A 19,155-nucleotide genomic window follows, 5' to 3' on the forward strand; every position below is an offset into this window, starting at 1 on the left:
ACCCATGTCGACGAGCCCCCGTCACGTCGGTACGAGCTGGGCCTCGCCCGTTGCCTATCTTTTGCGCATGGCGAACGGCATCACCACTGACACATGGATCACCGACACCGAGATCAGCACCCGGTTTCCGTATTACACCCGGGCCAACGCTGACGAGGTCGGCCCCGAACCGTTCAGTCCGCTCGGCTGGAGCCTCGGTTGGATGAAGGGGTGCATCCCCGGCGTGGCGAACGGCTTCGTCGCCTTCGGCGTGCTCGAGCCCGAAGAATTCGCCGTCGACCCGCCCGAAGTGTTCGGCAACTGGGGTGGCTACTTCTACAACCAGTTGTCGCTGCCCCGAGTGATGGGCGAGCGGATGCCCGGCGCCAGCGCCGAAGCGATCGACCAGGCCTACTTCGGCGATCACCCCGGCGTCCCCGTGTACGAACCGAACCCGGCCGACGAGAACGAAGCCCAGAGCGCCAAGCTCGCCGAGACCATGGGCTGGGTGATGAGCACCACCGAGTTCCCAGCGCAGGTCGCCGCCTCGGTCATGGCCTCCGAACACGTCGCCTCCCGACCCGACCTGTCGTCACTCTCGAACGCCGAACTCGTCGCACGAGCACGTGCCCTGGCCGGCGACGCACTCGACGATGCCTGGACCGCCTACTGCCAATCGGCACTCGCCGCATCGCTCGGCCCCGGCGCCGTCCAAGCGATCTGCGCCGCCATCGGTCGAGCCGACGACGCCGTCAAGGTGATGACCGCCATCGGCTCCGTCGAGTCCGCCGAATCATCGTTCGCCATGTGGGCACTCAGCCGCACCGTTCACGACTCGCCGACACTCATGGGCGAGTTCGACACCGGCGTCGACGGACTCCTCGACCGACTCGCCGCACGCGATGACGCCGACGCCGCAGCATTCCTCGACGAATGGAACGCCCTGCTCGCCGGCCACGGTCACCGCGGACCCAACGAATGGGACCTCCGAGCGCACTCCTGGACCACCAAGCCGAGCCTCGCACTCGGCATGATCGAGCGGATGCGTCACCAAGACGACGCCAAGTCACCCGTCGAGGCGAACGCCCGCGGCAAGGCCGAACGCGAAGCCCTCACCACCGAACTCCTGGCCATGGTCGAAGGCGACCCCGAAGCCCACGGCGGACTCCAGGCCGGCATCGCCTCCGCCGGCCTGTTCTTCGCCATGCGAGAGATGGGCAAGAACGCCTGCATCCGACTCATCCACGAAGCGAAACTCGCGTTCATGGAGGTCGGCTCCCGGATGGTCGCCGACGGTGTGCTGTCCGATCCGCAAGACGTCTTCATGCTCCTCGACGACGAAGTCGACGGATTCCTCGCCGACCCGGCATCGATGGTCGCCACGATCGACGAACGCAACGAGACCTTCGCCCGACTCCACGACGTCGAACCCCCGTACATCGTCGGACTCGACCGTCCCGTCCCCCCGATGTCGGAATGGCCGGCACGGGGGAGCGGCTCCGGTACCGCCGTCGCCGCCGGCGACGTCCTCCAAGGCGCAGCCGGCTCACCCGGCGTCGTCAGCGGCACCGCCCGCATCGTCACCGACCCGTCCGATCCCGGCGCGATCGGACCCGGCGACATCATGATCGCACCGACCACCGACCCGTCATGGGTCCCGCTGTTCCTCGCCGCCGAAGGCGTGGTGGTCAACGTCGGCGCCGTGGCGAGCCACGCCGCGATCGTGTGCCGCGAACTCGGCATCCCGTGCGCCGTCTCGGTCATCGACGCCACGACCCGCATCCCCGACGGTGCCACCATCGAGATCGACGGATCGTCCGGCGCCGTCAAGATCGTGGCCCTGCCATGAGCGCCACACCCAGCAACGGGGCACGCCCGACCTCTGAACGCATCGAGCCCGTCTCGCTCGACGGCGCCGAAGGAGAACTCGCCGACATCCTCGCCGGAGCCCTCACGCACGACGGCACCCCGCTCAACATCTTCGGCGTGCTCGGACGCCACCCCAAACTCCTCAAGCGGTTCAACCTCATGGGCGGCTTCATCCTCAACAAGGGCCTCATCCCAGCCCGCGAACGCGAGATCGTCATCCTCCGCGTCGGCCACAACGCCCGAGCCGAGTACGAGTTCGGCCAACACACCGTCATCGGCAAGCAAGTCGGACTCACCGACACCGAGATCGCCGCGCTCACCCGCAACGACGGCGACTGGAGCGCCGACGACGCCGCACTCATCGCCCTCGCCGACGACCTCCACGCCGACGACTGCGTCAGCGACGCCACCTGGGCAGCACTCTCGACACGCTGGAACGACGAAGAGAAGATCGAACTCCTCATCGTCGCCGGTTTCTACCGACTCGTCTCCGGCTTCCTCAACAGCGCCGGCGTCCAACTCGACGACGGCATCCCCGGCTGGCCGTAACGCTTTTTCGACGGCTCACCGCACGTCGGAGGTTTTAACAATCTGATCGCCGTCGAGCCAGGCTTGGTCGCTGGCGCTCCCGGCGCCGGCCGTCTTGCACGTTGGCGGTGGGGTCTGGCCGACGAGATGCTTTTCGACGGCTCACCGCCACGTCGCAGGTTCTTGACGCTTGATCGCCGTCGAGCCGGGCTTGGTCGCTGGCGCTCCCGGCGCCGGCCGTCTTGAACACTCGTGGTGGGGTCTGGCTGACGTGATGCTTTTCGACGGCTCACCGCACGTCGGTGGTTGTCCATTCTTGATCGCCGTCGAGCCAGGCTTGGTCGCTGGCGCTCCCTCCGCCGGCCGTAACGCTTTTCGACGGCTCACCGCCACGTTGGGGGTTGTCGAAGCTTGATCGCCGTCGAGCCAGGCTTGGTCGCTGGCGCTCCCTGCGCCGGCCGTCTTGAACACTTGTGGTGACGCCACCCACGGCTCGGCCGATGCGCGTTTGTCCCAAGGACGAACGCGCATCGCGCTCGGTGTTTCGGATCAGTTGCCGGTGAAGGTGGGCTTGCGTTTGTTGGCGAAGGCGGCGATGCCTTCTTGGCCGTCGTGGGTGTCCATCGACGCCGAGATGGTGACCGCCTCGAACTCGCCGGCCGACTCGAGCGCCCGCTCGTAACCCTCGTAGATCACACGCTTCGCATGACCGAGCGCCCACGCCGGGCCGTCGGCGAGCTTCTGTGCCAACGCAGCCGTCTCGGCGTCGACATCGTCGTCGGGAACCACCCGGTTGACCAGACCCCACTCCTCGGCCGTCGCCGCGTCGAGCACACGGTTCGTGAGCGTGAGATCCATCATCCGACGCAGACCGATGTGGCGCGCCACGAAGTAACTCGACGTGCCGTCGGGCGTGACCCCGGCGTTGGTGTACGCCATCGTGTACTTGGCCGACTCGGCCGACACGACCAGATCGAACGCCGCCATGAGCGACAGACCGGCACCGCCCGCAGCACCACGAACCCCGGCGACGAACGGCTTCGGCAGCCGATTCATCTTGTAGATCGCGCCATGGAAATCGACCAGCATGTCGGTCGCCAGGCGAGACACCTGGTCCCCGACCTCGGCGAACAGCTTGAGATCGCCGCCGGCACAGAACACCTTGCCCTCCGCCGTGAACGACGCCGCCTTCACGTCGTCGTCGAACTCGATCTCGATCATCACATCGCGCAGATCTTTCGAGAACTGCGGATTGACGGCGTTGGCGCCCTCCGGACGATCGAAACGGACGTGCGCGACGCCGTTCTCGGTGTGGTACTTGATGGTTTCCAGGTCGAGCGTGCTCATCAGTACGGCATTGTTCCACCGTCGACCGGGAACATGTTCCCGGTCATGTTGCGAGCAGCATCGGACGCCAGGAACAGCGCGACGGCACCGACCTCCTCGACCTTGTTCGGACGCTTGATCGCCGACTCCGCCGAGAACATCTCGATGAGTGCGTCGTAGCCGTCGAGCCCCATCGCCACCGCCGAATCCGGGCCGGTGTCACGGACGATGTCGGTCTCGATCAGACCCGGCAGGATCGCATTGACCGTGATGCCGAGCGTGCCGACCTCCTGCGCCGCCGCCTTGACCAGACCGTTGACGGCGTGCTTCGTCGCCGAATAGCCCGGAATGCCGGGCTTGCCCAACTTGCCTTCGACCGACGACGTGACGATCACACGACCCGACTCACGCGGGATCATGTGCTGCAGCGCTCGCCGCATCCCCCAGAACACATGGTTCAGGTTCCAGTCGATCTCGAGCTGCCATTCCTCGTCGCTCATCTGCGCGACCGGCGCGGTGTTCAGCACACCACCCGAGTTGAGGCAGCAGATGTCGAGTTGGCCGTACCGCTCGATCGTGAAGTCGATCAGCCCTTCGACAGCATCCTGCTTGGCGGCGTCGCCCGCATAGAAGTCGGCATTGTCACCGGCCCCCATCTCGGCGAGACACTCCGCGCCTTTCTCGGCGTTGCGGCCGTTGACGACCACCTTCGCGCCCTCAGCGATGAACGCCTCGGCCATGGCCCGGCCGATGCTCCGTGTGCCGCCCGTGATGCAGGCGACCTTTCCGTCGAGCTTTCCCATTGTCGATTCCTCTTTCAGTCCTTGATCTTGTGCAGCGTCGTGATGTGGCGAACGTCGATCAGTACGGCGAGGTCCCGCCGTCGACCGAGATCATCGATCCGGTGATGCCGGCGCCGGCATCGGAGGCGAGCAACACGCAGATCTCCGCGACGTCGCGGGTCTCGTTCAGTCGCTTGATCGCCGACTCCTCGGCGAACACGTCGAGCAGGCCCTGGTAGTCGAGCCCCATCGCTGCGGCGGCGGGCGGACCCTCGGCCTTCATGATGTCGGTCTCGATCGCTCCCGGGCAGACCGAGTTGACCGTGATGCCCATCGTGCCGACCTCTTGCGCCGCCGACTTGGTGAGGCCGTTGATGGCGTGCTTCGCCGTGACGTAGATCGAGAGCCCGGGCTTGCCCATCTTGCCCTCGACCGAACTCATCGTGATGATGCGTCCCGACTGCTGCGGGATCATGTGCTTGAGGGCCGTCTGCATCGTCCAGAACGTGTGCCAGAAGTTCCACACGAGCGAATCCTGCATGGCCTCGTCGGTCAGGTCGACGACCGGCGCGTGGTTCGACGCTCCACCCGCGTTGGCGAACAGGATGTCGATCTGGCCGAAGTGGTCGACCGTGCCGTTGACGATCGCTTCGCAACCCTCGCGGGTCTTCACGTCGCCACCGATGAAGTGGACGTCGTCGCCCGCATCCATCTCGGCGATCGCCTGCTTGCCCTTCTCTTCGCTTCGGCCGTTGATGACGACCTTCGCGCCTTCGCGCACGAATGCCTCGGCCGCGGCCCGGCCGATCCCGCGCGTGCCGCCGGTGACGCAGGCAACTTTGCCGTCGAGTGCTCCCATTGGTTCCCCTGACCCTGATGTTGGAGTGAATGACACCGACGTGTGTCGGTCGTGGCGGACCGTAACAAAAACGCCCGCCTCGATTCGATGTCGGACGTCGATGTAGGGATGGCGGGATGAATACGATCTCGAATCCGACGCCGACCCTCGAGACGCTGCTCGCCGTCGAAGCGTGCCGCGAGGCGGCCCGCCGCTACAGCCACGGGGTCGATCGCCTCGACCCCGACACGATGCGATCGGCGTACTGGCCCGACGGCACCGACGACCACGGCACGTTCGTCGGCAACGCCCACGACTTCGTCGAGCACTGCATGACCGGACACACCCGGTGGGCGTGGACCATGCACTCGATCTTCAACCATCGAGTCGAGATCAGCGGAGACGGACGGACCGGGCGCGGCGAGGTCTACAACGTCACCAACCTGATGCGCGCCGACGAGCGAGTGCTCGACACCTGGTACGGGCGCTACCTCGACGAGTACGAGCAGCGAGACGGCGAGTGGCGGATCCTGCATCGAGTGTGCGTGCACGAAGGCGACACGGCGCAGGCTGTTCCCGACGGGATGCCCATCGACGCAGCGGCGTTCCGGCAGGGCGCGTTCGATCGCCCGTCGAACGGACGACGCTTCGGCCCGTGATCAGCGCGATGCGGCGACCGCGGCGATGACGTCGTCGACCGAGGGACGGTCGGCCGGGCCGTCTCCCCAGTAGCCCCACGCGAGTGTGCCGTCGGGAGCGATGACGAAGTCACCGGCCAACTGGCGGGTGTCTTCGGTGGCGCGTTCGAGATGTCGACGCCCGCGTCGGAGGATCGAGGCGTACTTCTTCACAGCCGCCCAGTTCCAGACGTCGGTGAACGAGCCTCGACCGAGCCCGTAGGCCCGATAGACGCTGCGGTCGAGGTCGCGCAGGATCGGGAAGGCGAGCGGGTTGCGCGCCTCGTACTGCTCGAACGGTTCGTCGCCGAACACGATCAACACCACGTCGGTGTCGTCACCCAGTTCGTCGATGCGCTCGCTCACGGCGGCGGCGTGATCTCCACACGGCAGTCAATGGTTGTGGCGATGGAAGACGACCACGACGGCTCGTCCCCGATGGTCGGCGAGCTTCCATCGCCCGCCGCGGCTCGACGGCAGGTCGATGTCGGGCGCCGGCAAGCCGATCGTCGGTCGAGCGATCACGACGCAGCCCCCGGGAGCGCGGCGAGGAACGCATCGGGCAGCACGCCGAGATCGACCGGATCGGCGAGCCCGGTGGCGACACCCTCGGGGGAGAGTCCGTCGGGCCAGGCGTCGGCGCGGACGCAGGCTCGCAGCATGTCGTCGTCGGTGCCGTTGACGAGCAGACCCTGGAAACGGGCGACGTGGCGTTGGCGTCGCTGCGACAGCCCCACCACCTTGCTCGGGTCGCTCGCGCCGTCGCGGTGCTGGACGACCTCGCCCGGTCCGAGCCCGGCGAAGCAGAGGAACCGACCCTCGGCCGCGTGTTCGAGCCGGCCGGTGTGCACCGTGAGATCGGGGACTCCGAGACCGGTGAGGGTGCGCAGCCAGGTGTCGCCGACCCAGTGGAAGGCGCGGTTGACGTCGTCGCTCCACAGCGTGTGGCTCGGCGGGATCAACACGTCGATCCAGCAGCTCGCGTCGGGATCGACCAGCACGAGCCCGCCGCCGCTACGCCGCGTGCAGACTTCGACGCCGAGTGCTGCGGCGGCGTCGTGGTCGATGATGTCGTCGCGCTGCGAACTCCCGAGTACGAGCGCCGCTCGTTCGACCCGATGGATCCACACCGTGGGGGCGGTGACCGACGCGAGGTCGCGGTGGTGAAACGGTCCGGCCTCGCCGACGCTCACCTCGACCGACCACTCGCTCACCGATCGAACGGTATCCCCACGCGAACTGCGTCAAACGGTGTCAGACACCGAATGACGGGTATGGGAGGGTGGTGGGATGGGTGCGACGATCGAGCAGTTGGGTGGCGAGACGGTCGAACTGCTCCAGCAGATGATCCGCAACCAGTGCGTCAACGACGGCACGCCGGAGTCGGGCCACGAGCACCGGACGGCCACGCTGCTCCGCGACGAGATCGAACAGCTGGGCATCGATCACGAGTTGATCGAGGTCGCCCCGGGCCGCACCTCTCTGGTGGCTCGACACGCCGGCACCGACCCCACAGCGCCGGCGCTCTGCCTGATGGGGCACACCGACGTGGTACCGGCGAGCCCCGAAGGGTGGCGCCACGATCCGTTCGGCGGAGAGATCATCGTCGCATCCGACGGCACCCCCGAGGTGTGGGGGCGTGGTGCGGTCGACATGCTCAACCTCACTTCGTCGATGTTCGTGGCGTTTCGCGAGATCGTGCGCACCGGCAAGCGTCACCCGGGCGACCTGGTGTACTTCGCGGTCGCCGACGAAGAGGAGGGCGGTGCGCTCGGGGCGAAAGACATCGTCGCCAACTCCTGGGATGCGGTGCGCTGCGACTACGTGCTGACCGAGTACGGAGGGACCCCGTCGGTCGGCGCCGACGGCACGACGGTGTTGCTCACGACCGGGGAGAAGCAGGCTGCGCCGTTCCAGATCACCGTGCACGGAACGCCCGGACACGGCTCGATGCCCTATGCGACCGACAACGCGTTGGTCAAGGCCGCCAAGATCGTGAGTCGCATCGCCGAGCACCAGGCCGACCCGTTGATCGACGAGATGTTCACCGAGCGGATCCGGTCGCTCGGCCTCGGCGACGACCTCACGGCTCGACTCATCGACCCGGCCGCGATCGACGACGCCCTCGCGGAGTTGCCGACCGACCTGGCGCGCAACGTGCACTCGTGTTGTCACACCACGTTCAGCAGCAACGTGATGCGAGCCGGGCGCAAGGGCAACACGGTGCCCGACAAAGCGACGGTGTGGGTCGACATCCGCCTCCGACCGGGCGAGAACAAGTACGACGCCGAACGGCAGCTGCGCGAGATCATCGGCGACGATCTCGCCCCGTCGGTCGACGTCGAGGCGATGCGCCCCGATCTCCCCGAGAGCAATCCGTTCTCGTCGACCGACACTCCGATGTGGGACGCGTTGGCCGACTCGATCCGGATGGCCTACCCCGATGCCAAGGTGATCCCGAGCCTCGTGACCGGGGCGACCGACGCCAGGTTCTTCCGTCAGCGCGGCGTGCAGGCGTACGGCGCCGGGTTGCTGAGCAACAAGGTGAGCCTGCCGGAGTTCCTCCGACGTTTCCACGGCAACGACGAGCGCATCGACATCGAATCGCTGCAACTCACCACCCAGATGTGGCTCGACGTCTGCAACCGCCTCTGGCACTGAGCCAAAGTTGGTCACATCGCTCCGGGAGCGATGTCACCAACTCTGGTCGGGGGAGGGGTGGCTAGGGTTTCGTCATGTCGACCGGAGAACCGCAGGGCGAATCCGACACGGTGCCGGGAGCGCCCGAGCGTGATGGCGGCGATGACGTGCTCGCCGATGTGCTCCCGTTCCCGTCGAACGGGAGGCGCACCGCGACCGACTCGCACGACGAACCACGGCTGCGAACGGTGATCGGTGACGTGCTCCGCGACGAACGTCTGCGCCAAGCACGCGTGCTCGCCGACGTCGCCGCCGAGGCCGCCGTGTCGCTGCCGTACCTCTCCGAGATCGAGCGCGGCCGCAAGGAGGTCTCGTCCGACGTGCTCGCTGCGGTCACCGACGCCCTCGACGTGTCGCTGATCGAGGTGCTCGAACGCTGTGTCGAACGCCTACGCACCGGGTCGCAGGGCGGTTCGGGCATCCAGCTCCGGGCGGCCTGACGCCGTCGGCACCACATCGGCCACGCCGTAGCTCACCGCAGCCGAGCCGGCCAGTACCAGCGCTCGATCCGAATCGGCGCGCACCGTGTCGACGGTCTTGCCGGTGTGGCGAGCGAGGATCTCGTCGGCTTCGTCTCGAATGCGCGCCAGTTCGGCTGCTTCGAGCTTGAGGTCGCTGATCGAACCCCGGCTGCCGTCGGTGTGCGGCTGATGCAGCATCACGCGGGCATGGGGGAGCACCGACCGCTTCCCGGCGGCACCGGCAGCGAGAAGGATCGCCGACGACGACGCGGCGTGGCCGACGCACATGGTCGCCACGTCGGGGCCGATGAACTGCATCGTGTCGTAGATCGCCATCATCGCCGTGAACGAGCCGCCCGGCGAGTTGATGTAGAGACTGATGTCGGCCGCCGGCTTGTCGGCAGCGAGGTGCAGGAGTTGAGCGACGATCACATTGGCGACACCATCGTCGATGGGCGTGCCGAGGAAGACGATGCGTTCGCTGAGCAGTCGGCTGTAGATGTCGGTCACCCGCTCGCCTCGGGCGGTGTGTTCGATGACCGACGGAATCGTGTAGCTGCTCATGATGTCGGCGTGAGCCCGACCGGGCGGGACCGCAGGGTGGGATGGATGTCGTCGAGCGATGACACGACGCGGTCGACGAAGCCGTAGTCGCGTGCCTCGTCGGCGTCGAACCAGCGATCTCGCCCGACGTCGTCGATCACCTGGTCGACGGAGCGCCCGGTGTGGCGAGCGATGATCGAGCGCATGCGGTCGAGCGTGGAGGTGAGTTGTGCGGCCTGGATCTCCACGTCGGCAGCCGACCCGCCCAACCCGGCCGATCCTTCGTGCATCAGCACTTGCGCATTGGGGAGGGCGAAGCGTTTGCCGGCAGCCCCACCGCACAGCAACACCTGGCCCTTGCTCGCGGCGAGGCCGATGGCGACCGTGCCGACGTCGTTGGGCACGAGTTGCATCGTGTCGTAGATGGCGAGCCCGGCGAGGACCGAACCGCCGGGGGAGTTGATGAAGATCGAGATGTCGGAGTCGGGGTCGTCGGCGGAGAGCACGAGGAGTTGGGAGACCACGCGGTTGGCGAGTTCGTCGGTCACCTCCTCGCCGAGCAGCACGATGCGCCGCTCGAGCAGCCGGTCGGCCAGTCGTTCGTCGGTGAGTGTTGGCATGGCGGCATCGTGGCCGCACCGACCGCCGGGACAGCACGGTTCTGCTGCAGGCAGAATTCGCCGATTCGGTGGCTGACCACCTCGAACCGAGCCGAGCCGAGCCGAGCCGGGCCCGGCGAGCGATCAGGCGACCGACGGCTCGCCGACCTCGGCGTCGACGTCGTCGTAGGTGTCGATCCGGCGCAGTGTCGGCACGAAGGCAGCGAACCCCGCGGCGATGGCCACGGTGGCGATGCCACCACCGGCGATGGCCCACGGTGCACCGATCGCCCGCGCTGCCACGCCGCTCTCGAAGGCGCCGAGTTCGTTCGACGCGCCGATGAACACGCTCTCGACGGCGGTGACCCGGCCGAGTTGGCTGTCGGGCGTGGCGAGGGGCACCAGGGTCGATCGGATGGTCATCGACACCATGTCGGCACCGGCGGCGATGACCAGCGACACGAAGGCGACGGCGTAGTTCGTGGTGAGTCCGAGCGTGACGTGGAACGCGCCGAAGATCGCGACCACGGCGAGGAGCGTCGGGCCGACGCGCCGCGTGACGGGGCGGGCGGCCAGGACCAGGCCGGTGATGCCGGCGCCGATGCCCGGGGCGGCGCGCAGCCAGCCGTAGGCGATGTCACCGACACCGAGTCGTTCCTCGGCGATGACGGGGATGAGCGCGACGGCGCCGCCGAACAGCACGGCGAACATGTCGAGCGAGATCGCCGACAGGACGATGGGGGAGCGGCGGATGAAGCTGAGGCCTTCGAGGGCCAACTTGACCGATGGTCGCTCGGTGATCCTCGTCGGCTGGTTGGCGTACGGCGTGCGCAGGATCGGCGGGATCGACGCGAGAAACAGGACGGCGACGACGAGATAGGCGAGGTCGGGTCCGGCGCTGTAGAGGAATCCGCCGGCGATCGGCCCGACGACGGTGGCGAGCACGTACGTGACCGCTGCAGACGCGACGAGCTTCGGCAGCAACTCTCGCTCCACGGCGAGCGGGGCGATCGCTCGACGCGCCGGGATGGCGATCGCGTCGAACGAGCCGAACGCCAGGGTGATGACGTAGACCGGCCAGATCGCCGCGTCGGAACCGTCCGACACGTCGCCCACGTCGCGGCTGTAGACGATGAACGCGACCGCGCACAGCACCCGCCCCACCGTCATCAGTGCGGTGACTCGCCGTCGGTCGAACCGGTCGGCCACGTAGCCGCTCACGACGACGAGGAGCACCGCAGGCACGAACTGGAGCAAGCCGATGATGCCGATGGTGAGGGCGTCGTCGGTGATGTCGAACGCCTGCTTGAACAGGACGGTGAGCATCAACGAGATGCCGGTCGTCGACAGCGCCGCCGAGGCCAGATAACGCCGGACCGCCGGGATGCGCATCACGCCGAGGTCGAGGTCTGCGTCGGGCACCGGACGAACCTATCCGCTGCGTGCGTGGCCGAACGGCTCGGTATCGAACGGATGCGAATGGTCGCCGGTGCGCCCTTCAGGTGGGTGTGTCGGTGGTGCCGAGTCGCTGCCACACATCGACATCGCAGAAGTCCTCGATCATGCCGTAGGGGTACGGCGGCAGGTCGATGGCCGACACTCGGGTGAGGCGGTCGAGTTGGGTCGCGTCGAGGACGAGGTCGACCGCCGCGAGGTTGTCGTCGAGTTGCTCGACCGTGCGCGCACCGAGCAGTACCGACGCGACGCCCGGCCGCGCCAGCAGCCAGGCGAGCGCGACGTGACTCGCCGGTCGGCCGTGCTCGGCGGCGACGGCGGTGGCCTCGTCGATGATGCGCCAGGTCCGGTCGGTGTTGCGGAGGTCGTAGGCCTCGACGCCGCGATCGGGGTCGTCGCCCAGCCTGGTGGCGCCCGTCGGTCGGCGCGTTCGTTCGTACTTTCCGGTGAGCCAGCCGCCTCCGAGGGGCGACCACGGTGTGATGGCGAGCCCGGCGTCGAGCGCACACGGCATCACTTCGATCTCGATGCCACGGTCGAGCAGGTTGTACTGGGGCTGCACGGTGACGGGCGAGATGTGGCCGCCGAGCGTCGCCGTCGTCACGATCTGCTGGAGCTGCCAGCCGGTCACGTTCGACCAGCCGATGGCGTGGATCTTGCCGTCGCGCACCAGCGAGGTGAGGGTGCCGAGCGTCTCGGCGACCGGGGTGTGCTCGTCCCAGCCGTGCACGACGTAGAGGTCGATCGCCTCGACGCCCAGACGGTGGAGGCTGGCGTCGACCGATCGCCGAAGGCTGCGTCGTGAGGCGCCGTGTGAACCCGCCGGGGGAGCGAAGCGGCCCTTGGTGGCGATGATCAGATCGTCGGCCCCGCCTCGCCGCTCGATCCAACGGCCGATGATGCGCTCGGAGTCACCGGCGCCGTAGACGTCGGCGGTGTCGACGAACGTGCCGCCTGCAGCGACGAACGTGTCGAGTTGGCGGTGGGCGTCGCGCTCGTCGGTCTCGACGCCGAACGTCATCGTGCCGAGCGCCAACCGCGACACGATCGGGCCGGACGCGCCGAGCCCGACGGTGGGCATCAGGCCGCCGAAGGGTGTCGGCGAGTGAACGGGAGGGGAGGCGGGGTCGGTCATGGAGACCACTCAACATCCTGGAGCGCGCTCCAGGTCAAGTGGGTAACGTCGAGACATGACGATGTCCGTGGAGCAAGCCGGCCACAGCGAGACGGCTGACGACGCACACTTCTCGATCGGCGACGTCAGCGAGCTGACCGGGCTGAGCATCGACACCCTGCGCTACTACGAGCGAGCCGGGTTGATGCCGCACGTCGAACGTGACGCAGCGGGTCGACGCGTGTACGGCGCCGACGATCTCGGCTGGATCACGTTCGTGCGTCGCCTCCGGGCCACGGCGATGCCGGTGAGCGAGATCGCCCGCTACACCGAACTCGTGCGCAACGACGAGGGCACCCCGGCCGAACGGCGCGAGGTGCTGGTCGAGCATCGTCGGCGCGTGCAACGAGCGATGGACGATCTGGTCGAGGCGCTCGCGATCCTCGACCGCAAGATCGAGCACTACGAAGCGGCCGAACGCGGCGTCGATCTCGACTGTTCGCCCGACGCGATCACCAGCGTTCGCCTCGTCGAACCGTGACGGAGTGCGGGCATCCGCCGGGACGTTCGTTGCCAGGCTGCCCGGCTGCCAGGCACTCGGCACGTCGTGCGTCAGAGGTACGACCTCCGCCGCGCCTCGGCGGTGAGCGCCTCGCGGTGCGCCGGGTCGGCGATGCCGATCAGCGCCCGTGTGCGTTCGGTGATCGACCGGCCACGCAGTTCGGCCACACCGAACTCGGTCACGACCTTGTCGACCGTGTTCTTCGGGGTGGTCACCACGTCGCCCGGGTCGAGCGTCGGAACGATGCGCGAGTCACCGCGTGACGTCGTTGCGTGGAGTACGACGAAGCCTTGCCCGCCATCGGAGTACATCGCGCCGCGAGCGAAGTCGTTCTGGCCGCCCGACGACGAGTAGTAGCGACCCTGGATGGTCTCGGAGGCACACTGGCCGAGAAAGTCGACCGACAGCGTCGCGTTGATCGACACGAAGTCGGACTCGTTGGCGATGATCCGTGGATCGTTGACGTAACGAACGGCGTGCAGTTCGACGGCGGTGTTCTCGTGGAGGAACTCGTACAACCGGTTGGTGCCGAGCGCGAACGTGCCGACGGTCTTGGTGCGGTTGAGACGTTTCTTCACCCCGTTGACCACGCCCGATTGGATGAGGTCGACCACCCCGTCCGACAGGAGTTCGGTGTGAATGCCCAGGTCACGGTGGTTCCCGAGTGCCGACATGATCGCGTTGGGGATCGCACCGATGCCGGTCTGCAGGGTGGCGCCGTCTGGAATGCGCTCGGCGACGAGCGCGGCGATCGCCAGATCGGCTTCGCCGGGTTCGACGGGGGTCACCTCGACCAGTGGTCGATCGCTGCGGCACCACCCGACGACCTGAGAGGCGTGGACCTGGTTGCGGCCGAACGTGCGTGGCATCGCATCGGTCACTTCGAGGAACATGCGGGCACGCCCGATGAAGCTCGAGGTGTAGTCGGACGACACACCGAGGGAGAAGTAGCCGTGCTCGTCGGGCGGTGAGGCCGCAGCGACCACGAGCGGGTCGTCGGTGCGGTCGGCCATGAGGCCGTAGACCTCGGAGAAGTGGGCCGGGACGAGATCGAGTTCGCCGGTGCGGAAGTGCGGGCGGGTGATGTGCGACAGGAAGTACGACACGTGCCGGAGGCGGTCGCCCAGCGCTCCGGCGAGGTACGGCCGGTCGTGGATCGCATGCATCTGGTGCACACGGAGATGTTCGAACCGGTCGGGTTCGGCGGCGACGCCGGCCTCGATTGCGTCGAGCACCGCCGTCGGTTCGCCGTTGGCGAGGGGCACGATGAGCTCGGTCGACGGACCGAGGTGAGAGAGGACGTCAGCAGGGGTGTTGGGCGCGTCGACGCCGGATGCGTGATGGCGGAGCATGGCGCGACTGTAGAGGCCGGTCGTGCTCATCGTTCGTGGACGCCACGGCGCCCGGCGGGGCATGGCCGTGGCATCAATCGGGGCGCATGTACGGAGCGCCGGGGTGGTACTCGTCGCCGGGTCGCGGGACGACGGCGCTCGGCGCAGGCGGCGCGTGCGGTGGCTCCCAGCCGATCGACGCGTCGGGGTTGACATCGTCGAGGATGTGGAATCGGCGACCGGTCACGCTCGTCGGGTCGATGCGCACGAAGTTCGGTTTCGGATGTGCAGCCCACGGGAACAGTGGGAGTTCTTCGGCAGCGAACACCTCTTCCATGTGCTCGACCTGGTGCGCCCGTCCTTTGACGACGACGCTCCAGATCGTCCGCGTCGCCGGCTCGTAGCCGTCGATCTCGAATGCCACGTTGTGCAGCAGTGCCGACGCGGCCAATTTGGTCCCGGCACCGGTCCGGAAGAACAGGCTGCCGCCTTCGACGACGTAGTTGATGGGAAAGATGTCGGGTTTGTCGGCGATCGAGATCGCCAGTCGTCCGACACTCGTTCCTTCGAGGAGGTGCCAGCACTCTTCCTGCGGCAGCTCCTCGGTCCCCCCGATGACATGTTCCATGGTGCGATCCTCCTTCGTTTGTCGTGGTCGTGCCAGATCGTGCTGGACTTTCGTGGTCGAAATCGGGTGATCGAGCGACCGATCGGTCGAAGCGTCGGTGCGCATCGGAATCAGCCTGCTACACGAGCCAGCGGTTGCGGGCGACCAACGGCAGTGCTCGCCATGCCTTGCCGAAGCCCCAGGTGTCACCGGCGTTGGTGAGCACCAGGATGCCGAGCAGCATGGCGTAGATCAGGTGATCGTCCATGAACGGGTTGTTCTCGGGTGCCAGGGTGGCGGTCCACATCATCACGAGCATGAGGGAGCCCGATACGGCCGCGACGCGCATGCCGATGCCGAGCATGAGGGCGGCGCCGATGGCGAGGAGGCCGACCATGAACAACACGTCGGCCCAGGCGGCGCCGGCGATGTCTTGGTAGAAGCCGGCGAACGGACCCTTGGTGCCGAAGGTCAGGAATCCCTCGGTGGGTGAGCCGCCCTCGAGCCAGGCCGCATCGGACTCGGTCGCGAACCCGAGACCGAAGGTCTTGTCGAGGAACGCCCACAGGAAGACCCACCCGACCGACAGGCGTGCCACGGCGAGAAGTCGATCGAGCCAGGCGCTGCGAGCCGGATCAGCCGACCGTTGCGGACGCTCGGCCGGGGACGGTCGGTCGGCGCCGAGCTTCGTCGCCGTCTGGTCGCCGTCGATGTGGATCGGTGGGATGGTCGATTGGGTCGTGTTCGTCATCGTGCTCACCTTCTGTTGGTTGATCTCACCGCCCATCGTGCGCTCGTTCGCCGTCGATCGACAGGGCCGAAAGTCATGCGTTGGTGACGGAGCCGCGCCGTGATCGCAGTGGGTGAGCGCAGTGGGTGACGAAAGGCCCTGGCGGATGGTGGCGGTCGGGCGCACAATGGGCGAGGAGCGTGCACCAGCCTCGATGCACCAGACCCGATGGAGTGATCGATGAACGACATCGAAGACCTCGGCAACTCGACGTGCTGGTCGCTGCTCCGCCAGACGCCGGTCGGGCGGATTGCACTGCAGGGCGGCGACGACATCGAGGTGTTTCCCGTGAACTTCGTCGTCGATCACGGCTCGGTCGTGTTCCGTACCGGTGCCGGCACGAAGCTGCGGCTCGCCGAAGACGGTCAGCGGGCGACGTTCGAAGCGGATCGCGTCGACGACACATCACAACTCGTGTGGAGCGTCGTGCTCAAAGGTCCCGTCGCCGTGGTCCGTGGCCGTTCCGCCATCGTCGACACGTTCGACGTCGACATCAGCACATGGCATGCCGGCCCCAAGCCCACGTACGTGCGGCTGACCCCCGACGTCGTGACCGGCCGTCGCTTCGCTCCCGATCCGCAGCTGCCCTGACCGCGGACGCGAACGAGGGGCATCCGGCGTGACCGGATACCCCTCGCAGCGCTCGTGGCTCAGGCTCGGGCGGGGACTGCGGCGTGGCCGTCGGCCGTGGCCGGGTGCGGAAGCCGGGTGACCAACACCGGGCAGGTCGCGTGGCGGACGAACCCCGACACGACGCTTCCCAGCGTGAATCGGGAGAGGCCGCTGCGGCCGTGTGATGCTGCGACGATGAGCGAAGCGTCGTGGCGGGCGGCGTAGTCGGCGACCGTCACCGCCGGATGCTTGCCGTGGAGACCGTCGAACTCGACCGGGTGTCCCGATGCCGTCTGCAACTCCTGTGCGAGCCGAGCGGGATAGTTCGAATCGAGGACGTCGCCGCCGGGAGGGAGGCCTCCGTTGTTCGGCTCCGACACCGTGACGACCCACGGTGTGGCGCGCAGTTCGGTGGCCCACGCCGCGCCGAGTGGAAGCGCCGTCTCCGATTCGTCCGAACCGTCGACTGTGATGAGTACCGGACCGGAGAAGTCGTCGGGCTCGACATGCGGGCCGACCAACACGCACGGTCCGAACGAACGCTGGAGCAAGCCCTCGGTGACGCTGCCGAGGATCGCCGCCGATCGGCCTTTGCCGTGCGAGGCCATCACGACGACCGCTCCCGGATGCATGGTGACGAGACGGTCGAGTTCGTCGGCGACCGGATCGTTCGTGAGCCGGACTTCGGATGTGACCTCGACGTCGAACGGGCCGCGTTGATCGACCTCGTCGCGAAGTTGCGCCGCGGCCAGGTTGCGGCCGAGCGGGTCGTACTCGACCTGCACGACTCGGATGTCGGCGTCGCAGCGAACGGCGAGTGAATGGGCGACGTCGAACGCCTTCCACGATTCCTTCGACCCGTCGACGGGAACGATGAGGTGTTGGACCATTGCTCTTCCTCTCTCGGCCGGCACTCCGGATGGCGCCGCTCCACCACCATGGTGACGATGGTCGCTGCCGCGCGTCAGGGCCAGAGGTCCCACGATCTCGTCGACGTCGAGCGAGGGTCTTTGGACTCTGACACCTGCACCCGCCGATCGGCCATGATGTGGGTATGGCCAACACATGGATCGTCGGACTCGATGGCTCGTCCGGTGCGTTCAGCGCGCTGCGCTGGGCCGCTGGCGTCGCAGAACTCAACGATGATCGAGTCGCCCCCGTGGCGGCTTGGCACGTTCCGCTGCCGATCGCGGCGATGGCCGGGCGCCGCCCGATCGATTTCGACCGCGCCGGCCTGCAAGCCGAGGTCGAGTACCAGGCGTTGCGGTCGATCGAGCAACTCGACGATGCCGAGCGGGTCGACGACCTGCGCGTGGTCGAAGGCCATCCGGCGCCGGCGCTGCTCCAGCTGTCGGGGCCCGGCTCGCCGCTCGTCGTCGGCCGCCGTGGCATCAGCGCCTTGAAGCACCGGCTGTTGGGCTCGGTGAGCCAATACCTGGTGACTCATGCGAACGGCCCGGTCGTCGTGGTTCCCGACGACAGCGACGTCAAGGGATTGCAGCGGATCGTGGTCGGCTTCGACGGCAGCGAGGAGGCGTCGGCGGCGCTCCGGTGGGCGATCTCGATCGCTCCGGAAGGTAGCGACGTCGAGGCGCTCGTGGCGATCGACGTGATCCCGTGGCTGAGCCCGGAGCGCGTGGCCGAGTTGCACCCCGACGAGGTCGAGGCAGCACGAACCCGCATCTCCACGGCCGCCGACGCGGCCGATCCCGACGGCCGGGCCACTCGGAACTTCGTGCTGCACGGCCCGCGCCAAGCGTTGGCCGAGGCGCTCAGCGACGCTGATCTCGTCGTGGTCGGTCCACGCGGCATCGGCAGCGTGGCGCACGCCGTGCTCGGCTCGGTGACCACGTGGTTGCTCCACGAGGCGCCGTGCCCGATCGCCGTGGTGCCGTCGGCCTGAGGCGAGCTGACGTGCTGCGCCGCGGCCGCTGAGTCGCAGGGCCTTGCGGCCGGTGGTGCGGGTGGCGCTGGTGGTCAGTCGTCGCGTTCGGCGATCACGGCGCGAATCCGCTCGGCCACGGTGGGGAGCTCGTCGGTCATGGCCTTGAAGTCCCAGCCCATCATGCAGCCGAGTCGGCAGCGAGTGTGAGCGGTGACACGAGCGTTGCGCTTCTCGTTGCGGACGAGCGCCATCTCACCGAAGTGATCCCCCGGTCCGAGCCGGGCGACGAACTTGAAGTCGCGGTGGACGTCGACCTCGCCCTCGAGGACCACGAAGAACTTGTAGGCGAAGTCGTCTTGCTTCGCGAGGCTCGACCCCGCCACCATCTCGACTTCCTTGAACGGCGCTGCGCAGCGTTCGAGTTGTTCTCGGGTGAGCCCTTCGAACAGTTTGCTGGAGGCGATGTCTTCTGCCCGCATGCACTTTCCCCTTCATCC

The 19,155-nt window shown here is 67.6% G+C and carries 22 protein-coding genes; 8 read left to right on the top strand and 14 right to left on the bottom strand.

The genetic code is table 11. The annotated features are described in order from the left end of the window. The first annotated feature begins 67 nt into the window (after positions 1 to 67). Together YM304_RS08605 and YM304_RS08610 are read left to right on the top strand one after the other, a co-directional pair. A complete protein-coding gene (locus YM304_RS08605; protein ID WP_051071370.1) occupies positions 68 to 1,828 on the top strand; it encodes a PEP-utilizing enzyme in 1,761 nt (586 codons plus the stop codon). Continuing rightward, positions 1,825 to 2,397, top strand: coding sequence for a carboxymuconolactone decarboxylase family protein (locus YM304_RS08610; protein WP_015441276.1), 573 nt, complete (start codon positions 1,825 to 1,827; stop codon positions 2,395 to 2,397). Before YM304_RS08605 ends, YM304_RS08610 begins: the two co-directional genes overlap by 4 nt. Positions 2,398 to 2,925: 528 nt before the next feature. Here the strand turns inward: YM304_RS08610 and YM304_RS08615 are convergent. Genes YM304_RS08615 through YM304_RS08625 form a run of 3 tightly spaced genes read right to left on the bottom strand, consistent with a single transcriptional unit; the run spans position 2,926 to position 5,343 of the window. Then, positions 2,926 to 3,723 carry an enoyl-CoA hydratase/isomerase family protein gene (locus tag YM304_RS08615; protein ID WP_015441277.1) on the bottom strand — a complete coding sequence of 266 codons (798 nt, stop codon included), beginning with the start codon at positions 3,721 to 3,723 and terminating at the stop codon, positions 2,926 to 2,928. Next, complete coding sequence (locus YM304_RS08620; RefSeq protein WP_015441278.1) at positions 3,723 to 4,505, bottom strand: SDR family NAD(P)-dependent oxidoreductase; 783 nt, start codon at positions 4,503 to 4,505, stop codon at positions 3,723 to 3,725. Before YM304_RS08620 ends, YM304_RS08615 begins: the two co-directional genes overlap by 1 nt. Before the next feature lie 58 nt (positions 4,506 to 4,563). Beyond that, positions 4,564 to 5,343 carry an SDR family NAD(P)-dependent oxidoreductase gene (locus tag YM304_RS08625; RefSeq protein ID WP_015441279.1) on the bottom strand — a complete coding sequence of 260 codons (780 nt, stop codon included), beginning with the start codon at positions 5,341 to 5,343 and terminating at the stop codon, positions 4,564 to 4,566. 116 nt (positions 5,344 to 5,459) lie between these two features. Between YM304_RS08625 and YM304_RS08630 the strand changes: the two genes are divergently transcribed. After that, positions 5,460 to 5,981, top strand: coding sequence for a nuclear transport factor 2 family protein (locus tag YM304_RS08630; RefSeq protein WP_015441280.1), 522 nt, complete (start codon positions 5,460 to 5,462; stop codon positions 5,979 to 5,981). Here the strand turns inward: YM304_RS08630 and YM304_RS08635 are convergent, their stop codons facing one another. Both YM304_RS08635 and YM304_RS08640 read right to left on the bottom strand, forming a co-directional pair. Continuing rightward, positions 5,982 to 6,365, bottom strand: coding sequence for an AhpC/TSA family protein (locus tag YM304_RS08635; protein ID WP_015441281.1), 384 nt, complete (start codon positions 6,363 to 6,365; stop codon positions 5,982 to 5,984). A 155-nt stretch (positions 6,366 to 6,520) separates the two neighbouring features. Then, positions 6,521 to 7,213, bottom strand: a complete 693-nt coding sequence (locus tag YM304_RS08640; protein ID WP_015441283.1) for a lipoyl protein ligase domain-containing protein — start codon at positions 7,211 to 7,213, stop codon at positions 6,521 to 6,523. A gap of 76 nt (positions 7,214 to 7,289) precedes the next feature. Here YM304_RS08640 and YM304_RS08645 point away from each other — a divergent pair, with 76 nt between their 5' ends. Continuing rightward, complete coding sequence (locus YM304_RS08645; protein WP_015441284.1) at positions 7,290 to 8,660, top strand: M20/M25/M40 family metallo-hydrolase; 1,371 nt, start codon at positions 7,290 to 7,292, stop codon at positions 8,658 to 8,660. A gap of 74 nt (positions 8,661 to 8,734) precedes the next feature. Continuing rightward, complete coding sequence (locus tag YM304_RS08650; RefSeq protein ID WP_015441285.1) at positions 8,735 to 9,139, top strand: helix-turn-helix domain-containing protein; 405 nt, start codon at positions 8,735 to 8,737, stop codon at positions 9,137 to 9,139. Here YM304_RS08650 and YM304_RS08655 read toward each other — a convergent pair. The 4 genes from YM304_RS08655 to YM304_RS08670 form a co-directional block, all read right to left on the bottom strand. Further along, the gene (locus YM304_RS08655; protein WP_015441286.1) at positions 9,089 to 9,724 is read right to left on the bottom strand and encodes a ClpP family protease; all 636 of its coding nucleotides are present in this window, start codon (positions 9,722 to 9,724) and stop codon (positions 9,089 to 9,091) included. The two genes, YM304_RS08650 and YM304_RS08655, sit on opposite strands and share 51 nt — an antisense overlap. Continuing rightward, complete coding sequence (locus YM304_RS08660; protein ID WP_015441287.1) at positions 9,721 to 10,323, bottom strand: ClpP family protease; 603 nt, start codon at positions 10,321 to 10,323, stop codon at positions 9,721 to 9,723. Before YM304_RS08660 ends, YM304_RS08655 begins: the two co-directional genes overlap by 4 nt. Positions 10,324 to 10,446: 123 nt before the next feature. Then, positions 10,447 to 11,724 (bottom strand): MFS transporter, encoded by a 1,278-nt coding sequence (locus YM304_RS08665; RefSeq protein WP_015441288.1) that lies wholly within the window; start codon positions 11,722 to 11,724, stop codon positions 10,447 to 10,449. Positions 11,725 to 11,800: 76 nt separating this feature from the next. Then, positions 11,801 to 12,838 (bottom strand): aldo/keto reductase, encoded by a 1,038-nt coding sequence (locus YM304_RS08670; protein WP_015441289.1) that lies wholly within the window; start codon positions 12,836 to 12,838, stop codon positions 11,801 to 11,803. Between the two features lie 109 nt (positions 12,839 to 12,947). Between YM304_RS08670 and YM304_RS08675 the strand changes: the two genes are divergently transcribed. Beyond that, positions 12,948 to 13,412 carry a MerR family transcriptional regulator gene (locus tag YM304_RS08675; protein WP_015441290.1) on the top strand — a complete coding sequence of 155 codons (465 nt, stop codon included), beginning with the start codon at positions 12,948 to 12,950 and terminating at the stop codon, positions 13,410 to 13,412. 71 nt (positions 13,413 to 13,483) lie between these two features. On the opposite strand, the gene YM304_RS08680 is transcribed toward YM304_RS08675, so the two are convergent. The 3 genes from YM304_RS08680 to YM304_RS08690 form a co-directional block, all read right to left on the bottom strand. Beyond that, positions 13,484 to 14,785, bottom strand: a complete 1,302-nt coding sequence (locus tag YM304_RS08680; protein WP_041299361.1) for an acetyl-CoA hydrolase/transferase family protein — start codon at positions 14,783 to 14,785, stop codon at positions 13,484 to 13,486. A 73-nt stretch (positions 14,786 to 14,858) separates the two neighbouring features. Next, on the bottom strand, positions 14,859 to 15,392 hold the full coding sequence (locus tag YM304_RS23440) for a pyridoxamine 5'-phosphate oxidase family protein (RefSeq protein WP_015441292.1): 534 nt from the start codon (positions 15,390 to 15,392) through the stop codon (positions 14,859 to 14,861). A gap of 118 nt (positions 15,393 to 15,510) precedes the next feature. Continuing rightward, positions 15,511 to 16,122 carry a DoxX family membrane protein gene (locus YM304_RS08690; RefSeq protein ID WP_015441293.1) on the bottom strand — a complete coding sequence of 204 codons (612 nt, stop codon included), beginning with the start codon at positions 16,120 to 16,122 and terminating at the stop codon, positions 15,511 to 15,513. A gap of 219 nt (positions 16,123 to 16,341) precedes the next feature. On the opposite strand from YM304_RS08690, the gene YM304_RS08695 reads away from it, so the two are divergent. Continuing rightward, entirely contained in the window at positions 16,342 to 16,752 is a 411-nt protein-coding gene (locus YM304_RS08695; protein WP_015441294.1) for a pyridoxamine 5'-phosphate oxidase family protein, read from the top strand. A gap of 59 nt (positions 16,753 to 16,811) precedes the next feature. Here the strand turns inward: YM304_RS08695 and YM304_RS24675 are convergent, their stop codons facing one another. Next, positions 16,812 to 17,663, bottom strand: coding sequence for a universal stress protein (locus tag YM304_RS24675; RefSeq protein ID WP_015441295.1), 852 nt, complete (start codon positions 17,661 to 17,663; stop codon positions 16,812 to 16,814). A gap of 164 nt (positions 17,664 to 17,827) precedes the next feature. Here YM304_RS24675 and YM304_RS08705 point away from each other — a divergent pair, with 164 nt between their 5' ends. Then, positions 17,828 to 18,676: a universal stress protein gene (locus tag YM304_RS08705; RefSeq protein WP_015441296.1), complete on the top strand. Its 849-nt coding sequence runs from the start codon at positions 17,828 to 17,830 to the stop codon at positions 18,674 to 18,676. Positions 18,677 to 18,750: 74 nt separating this feature from the next. On the opposite strand, the gene YM304_RS08710 is transcribed toward YM304_RS08705, so the two are convergent. Continuing rightward, a complete protein-coding gene (locus YM304_RS08710) occupies positions 18,751 to 19,137 on the bottom strand; it encodes a cyclic nucleotide-binding domain-containing protein (RefSeq protein WP_015441297.1) in 387 nt (128 codons plus the stop codon). Positions 19,138 to 19,155: the final 18 nt, after the last annotated feature.

The sequence above is a fragment of the Ilumatobacter coccineus YM16-304 genome (assembly GCF_000348785.1).
Classification (GTDB): Bacteria; Actinomycetota; Acidimicrobiia; order Acidimicrobiales; family Ilumatobacteraceae; genus Ilumatobacter_A; species Ilumatobacter_A coccineus.

Excerpts from the sequence above, each read along its gene's own strand:
- YM304_RS08605 (WP_051071370.1), top strand. The coding sequence starts at position 68 with ATGGCGAACGGCATCACCACTGACACATGGATCACCGACACCGAGATC.
- YM304_RS08610 (WP_015441276.1), top strand. The coding sequence starts at position 1,825 with ATGAGCGCCACACCCAGCAACGGGGCACGCCCGACCTCTGAACGCATC.
- YM304_RS08615 (WP_015441277.1), bottom strand. The coding sequence starts at position 3,723 with ATGAGCACGCTCGACCTGGAAACCATCAAGTACCACACCGAGAACGGC.
- YM304_RS08620 (WP_015441278.1), bottom strand. The coding sequence starts at position 4,505 with ATGGGAAAGCTCGACGGAAAGGTCGCCTGCATCACGGGCGGCACACGG.
- YM304_RS08625 (WP_015441279.1), bottom strand. The coding sequence starts at position 5,343 with ATGGGAGCACTCGACGGCAAAGTTGCCTGCGTCACCGGCGGCACGCGC.
- YM304_RS08630 (WP_015441280.1), top strand. The coding sequence starts at position 5,460 with ATGAATACGATCTCGAATCCGACGCCGACCCTCGAGACGCTGCTCGCC.
- YM304_RS08645 (WP_015441284.1), top strand. The coding sequence starts at position 7,290 with ATGGGTGCGACGATCGAGCAGTTGGGTGGCGAGACGGTCGAACTGCTC.
- YM304_RS08650 (WP_015441285.1), top strand. The coding sequence starts at position 8,735 with ATGTCGACCGGAGAACCGCAGGGCGAATCCGACACGGTGCCGGGAGCG.
- YM304_RS08655 (WP_015441286.1), bottom strand. The coding sequence starts at position 9,724 with ATGAGCAGCTACACGATTCCGTCGGTCATCGAACACACCGCCCGAGGC.
- YM304_RS08660 (WP_015441287.1), bottom strand. The coding sequence starts at position 10,323 with ATGCCAACACTCACCGACGAACGACTGGCCGACCGGCTGCTCGAGCGG.
- YM304_RS08670 (WP_015441289.1), bottom strand. The coding sequence starts at position 12,838 with ATGCCCACCGTCGGGCTCGGCGCGTCCGGCCCGATCGTGTCGCGGTTG.
- YM304_RS08675 (WP_015441290.1), top strand. The coding sequence starts at position 12,948 with ATGACGATGTCCGTGGAGCAAGCCGGCCACAGCGAGACGGCTGACGAC.
- YM304_RS08680 (WP_041299361.1), bottom strand. The coding sequence starts at position 14,785 with ATGCTCCGCCATCACGCATCCGGCGTCGACGCGCCCAACACCCCTGCT.
- YM304_RS23440 (WP_015441292.1), bottom strand. The coding sequence starts at position 15,392 with ATGGAACATGTCATCGGGGGGACCGAGGAGCTGCCGCAGGAAGAGTGC.
- YM304_RS08690 (WP_015441293.1), bottom strand. The coding sequence starts at position 16,122 with ATGACGAACACGACCCAATCGACCATCCCACCGATCCACATCGACGGC.
- YM304_RS08695 (WP_015441294.1), top strand. The coding sequence starts at position 16,342 with ATGAACGACATCGAAGACCTCGGCAACTCGACGTGCTGGTCGCTGCTC.
- YM304_RS24675 (WP_015441295.1), bottom strand. The coding sequence starts at position 17,663 with ATGGTCCAACACCTCATCGTTCCCGTCGACGGGTCGAAGGAATCGTGG.
- YM304_RS08705 (WP_015441296.1), top strand. The coding sequence starts at position 17,828 with ATGGCCAACACATGGATCGTCGGACTCGATGGCTCGTCCGGTGCGTTC.
- YM304_RS08710 (WP_015441297.1), bottom strand. The coding sequence starts at position 19,137 with ATGCGGGCAGAAGACATCGCCTCCAGCAAACTGTTCGAAGGGCTCACC.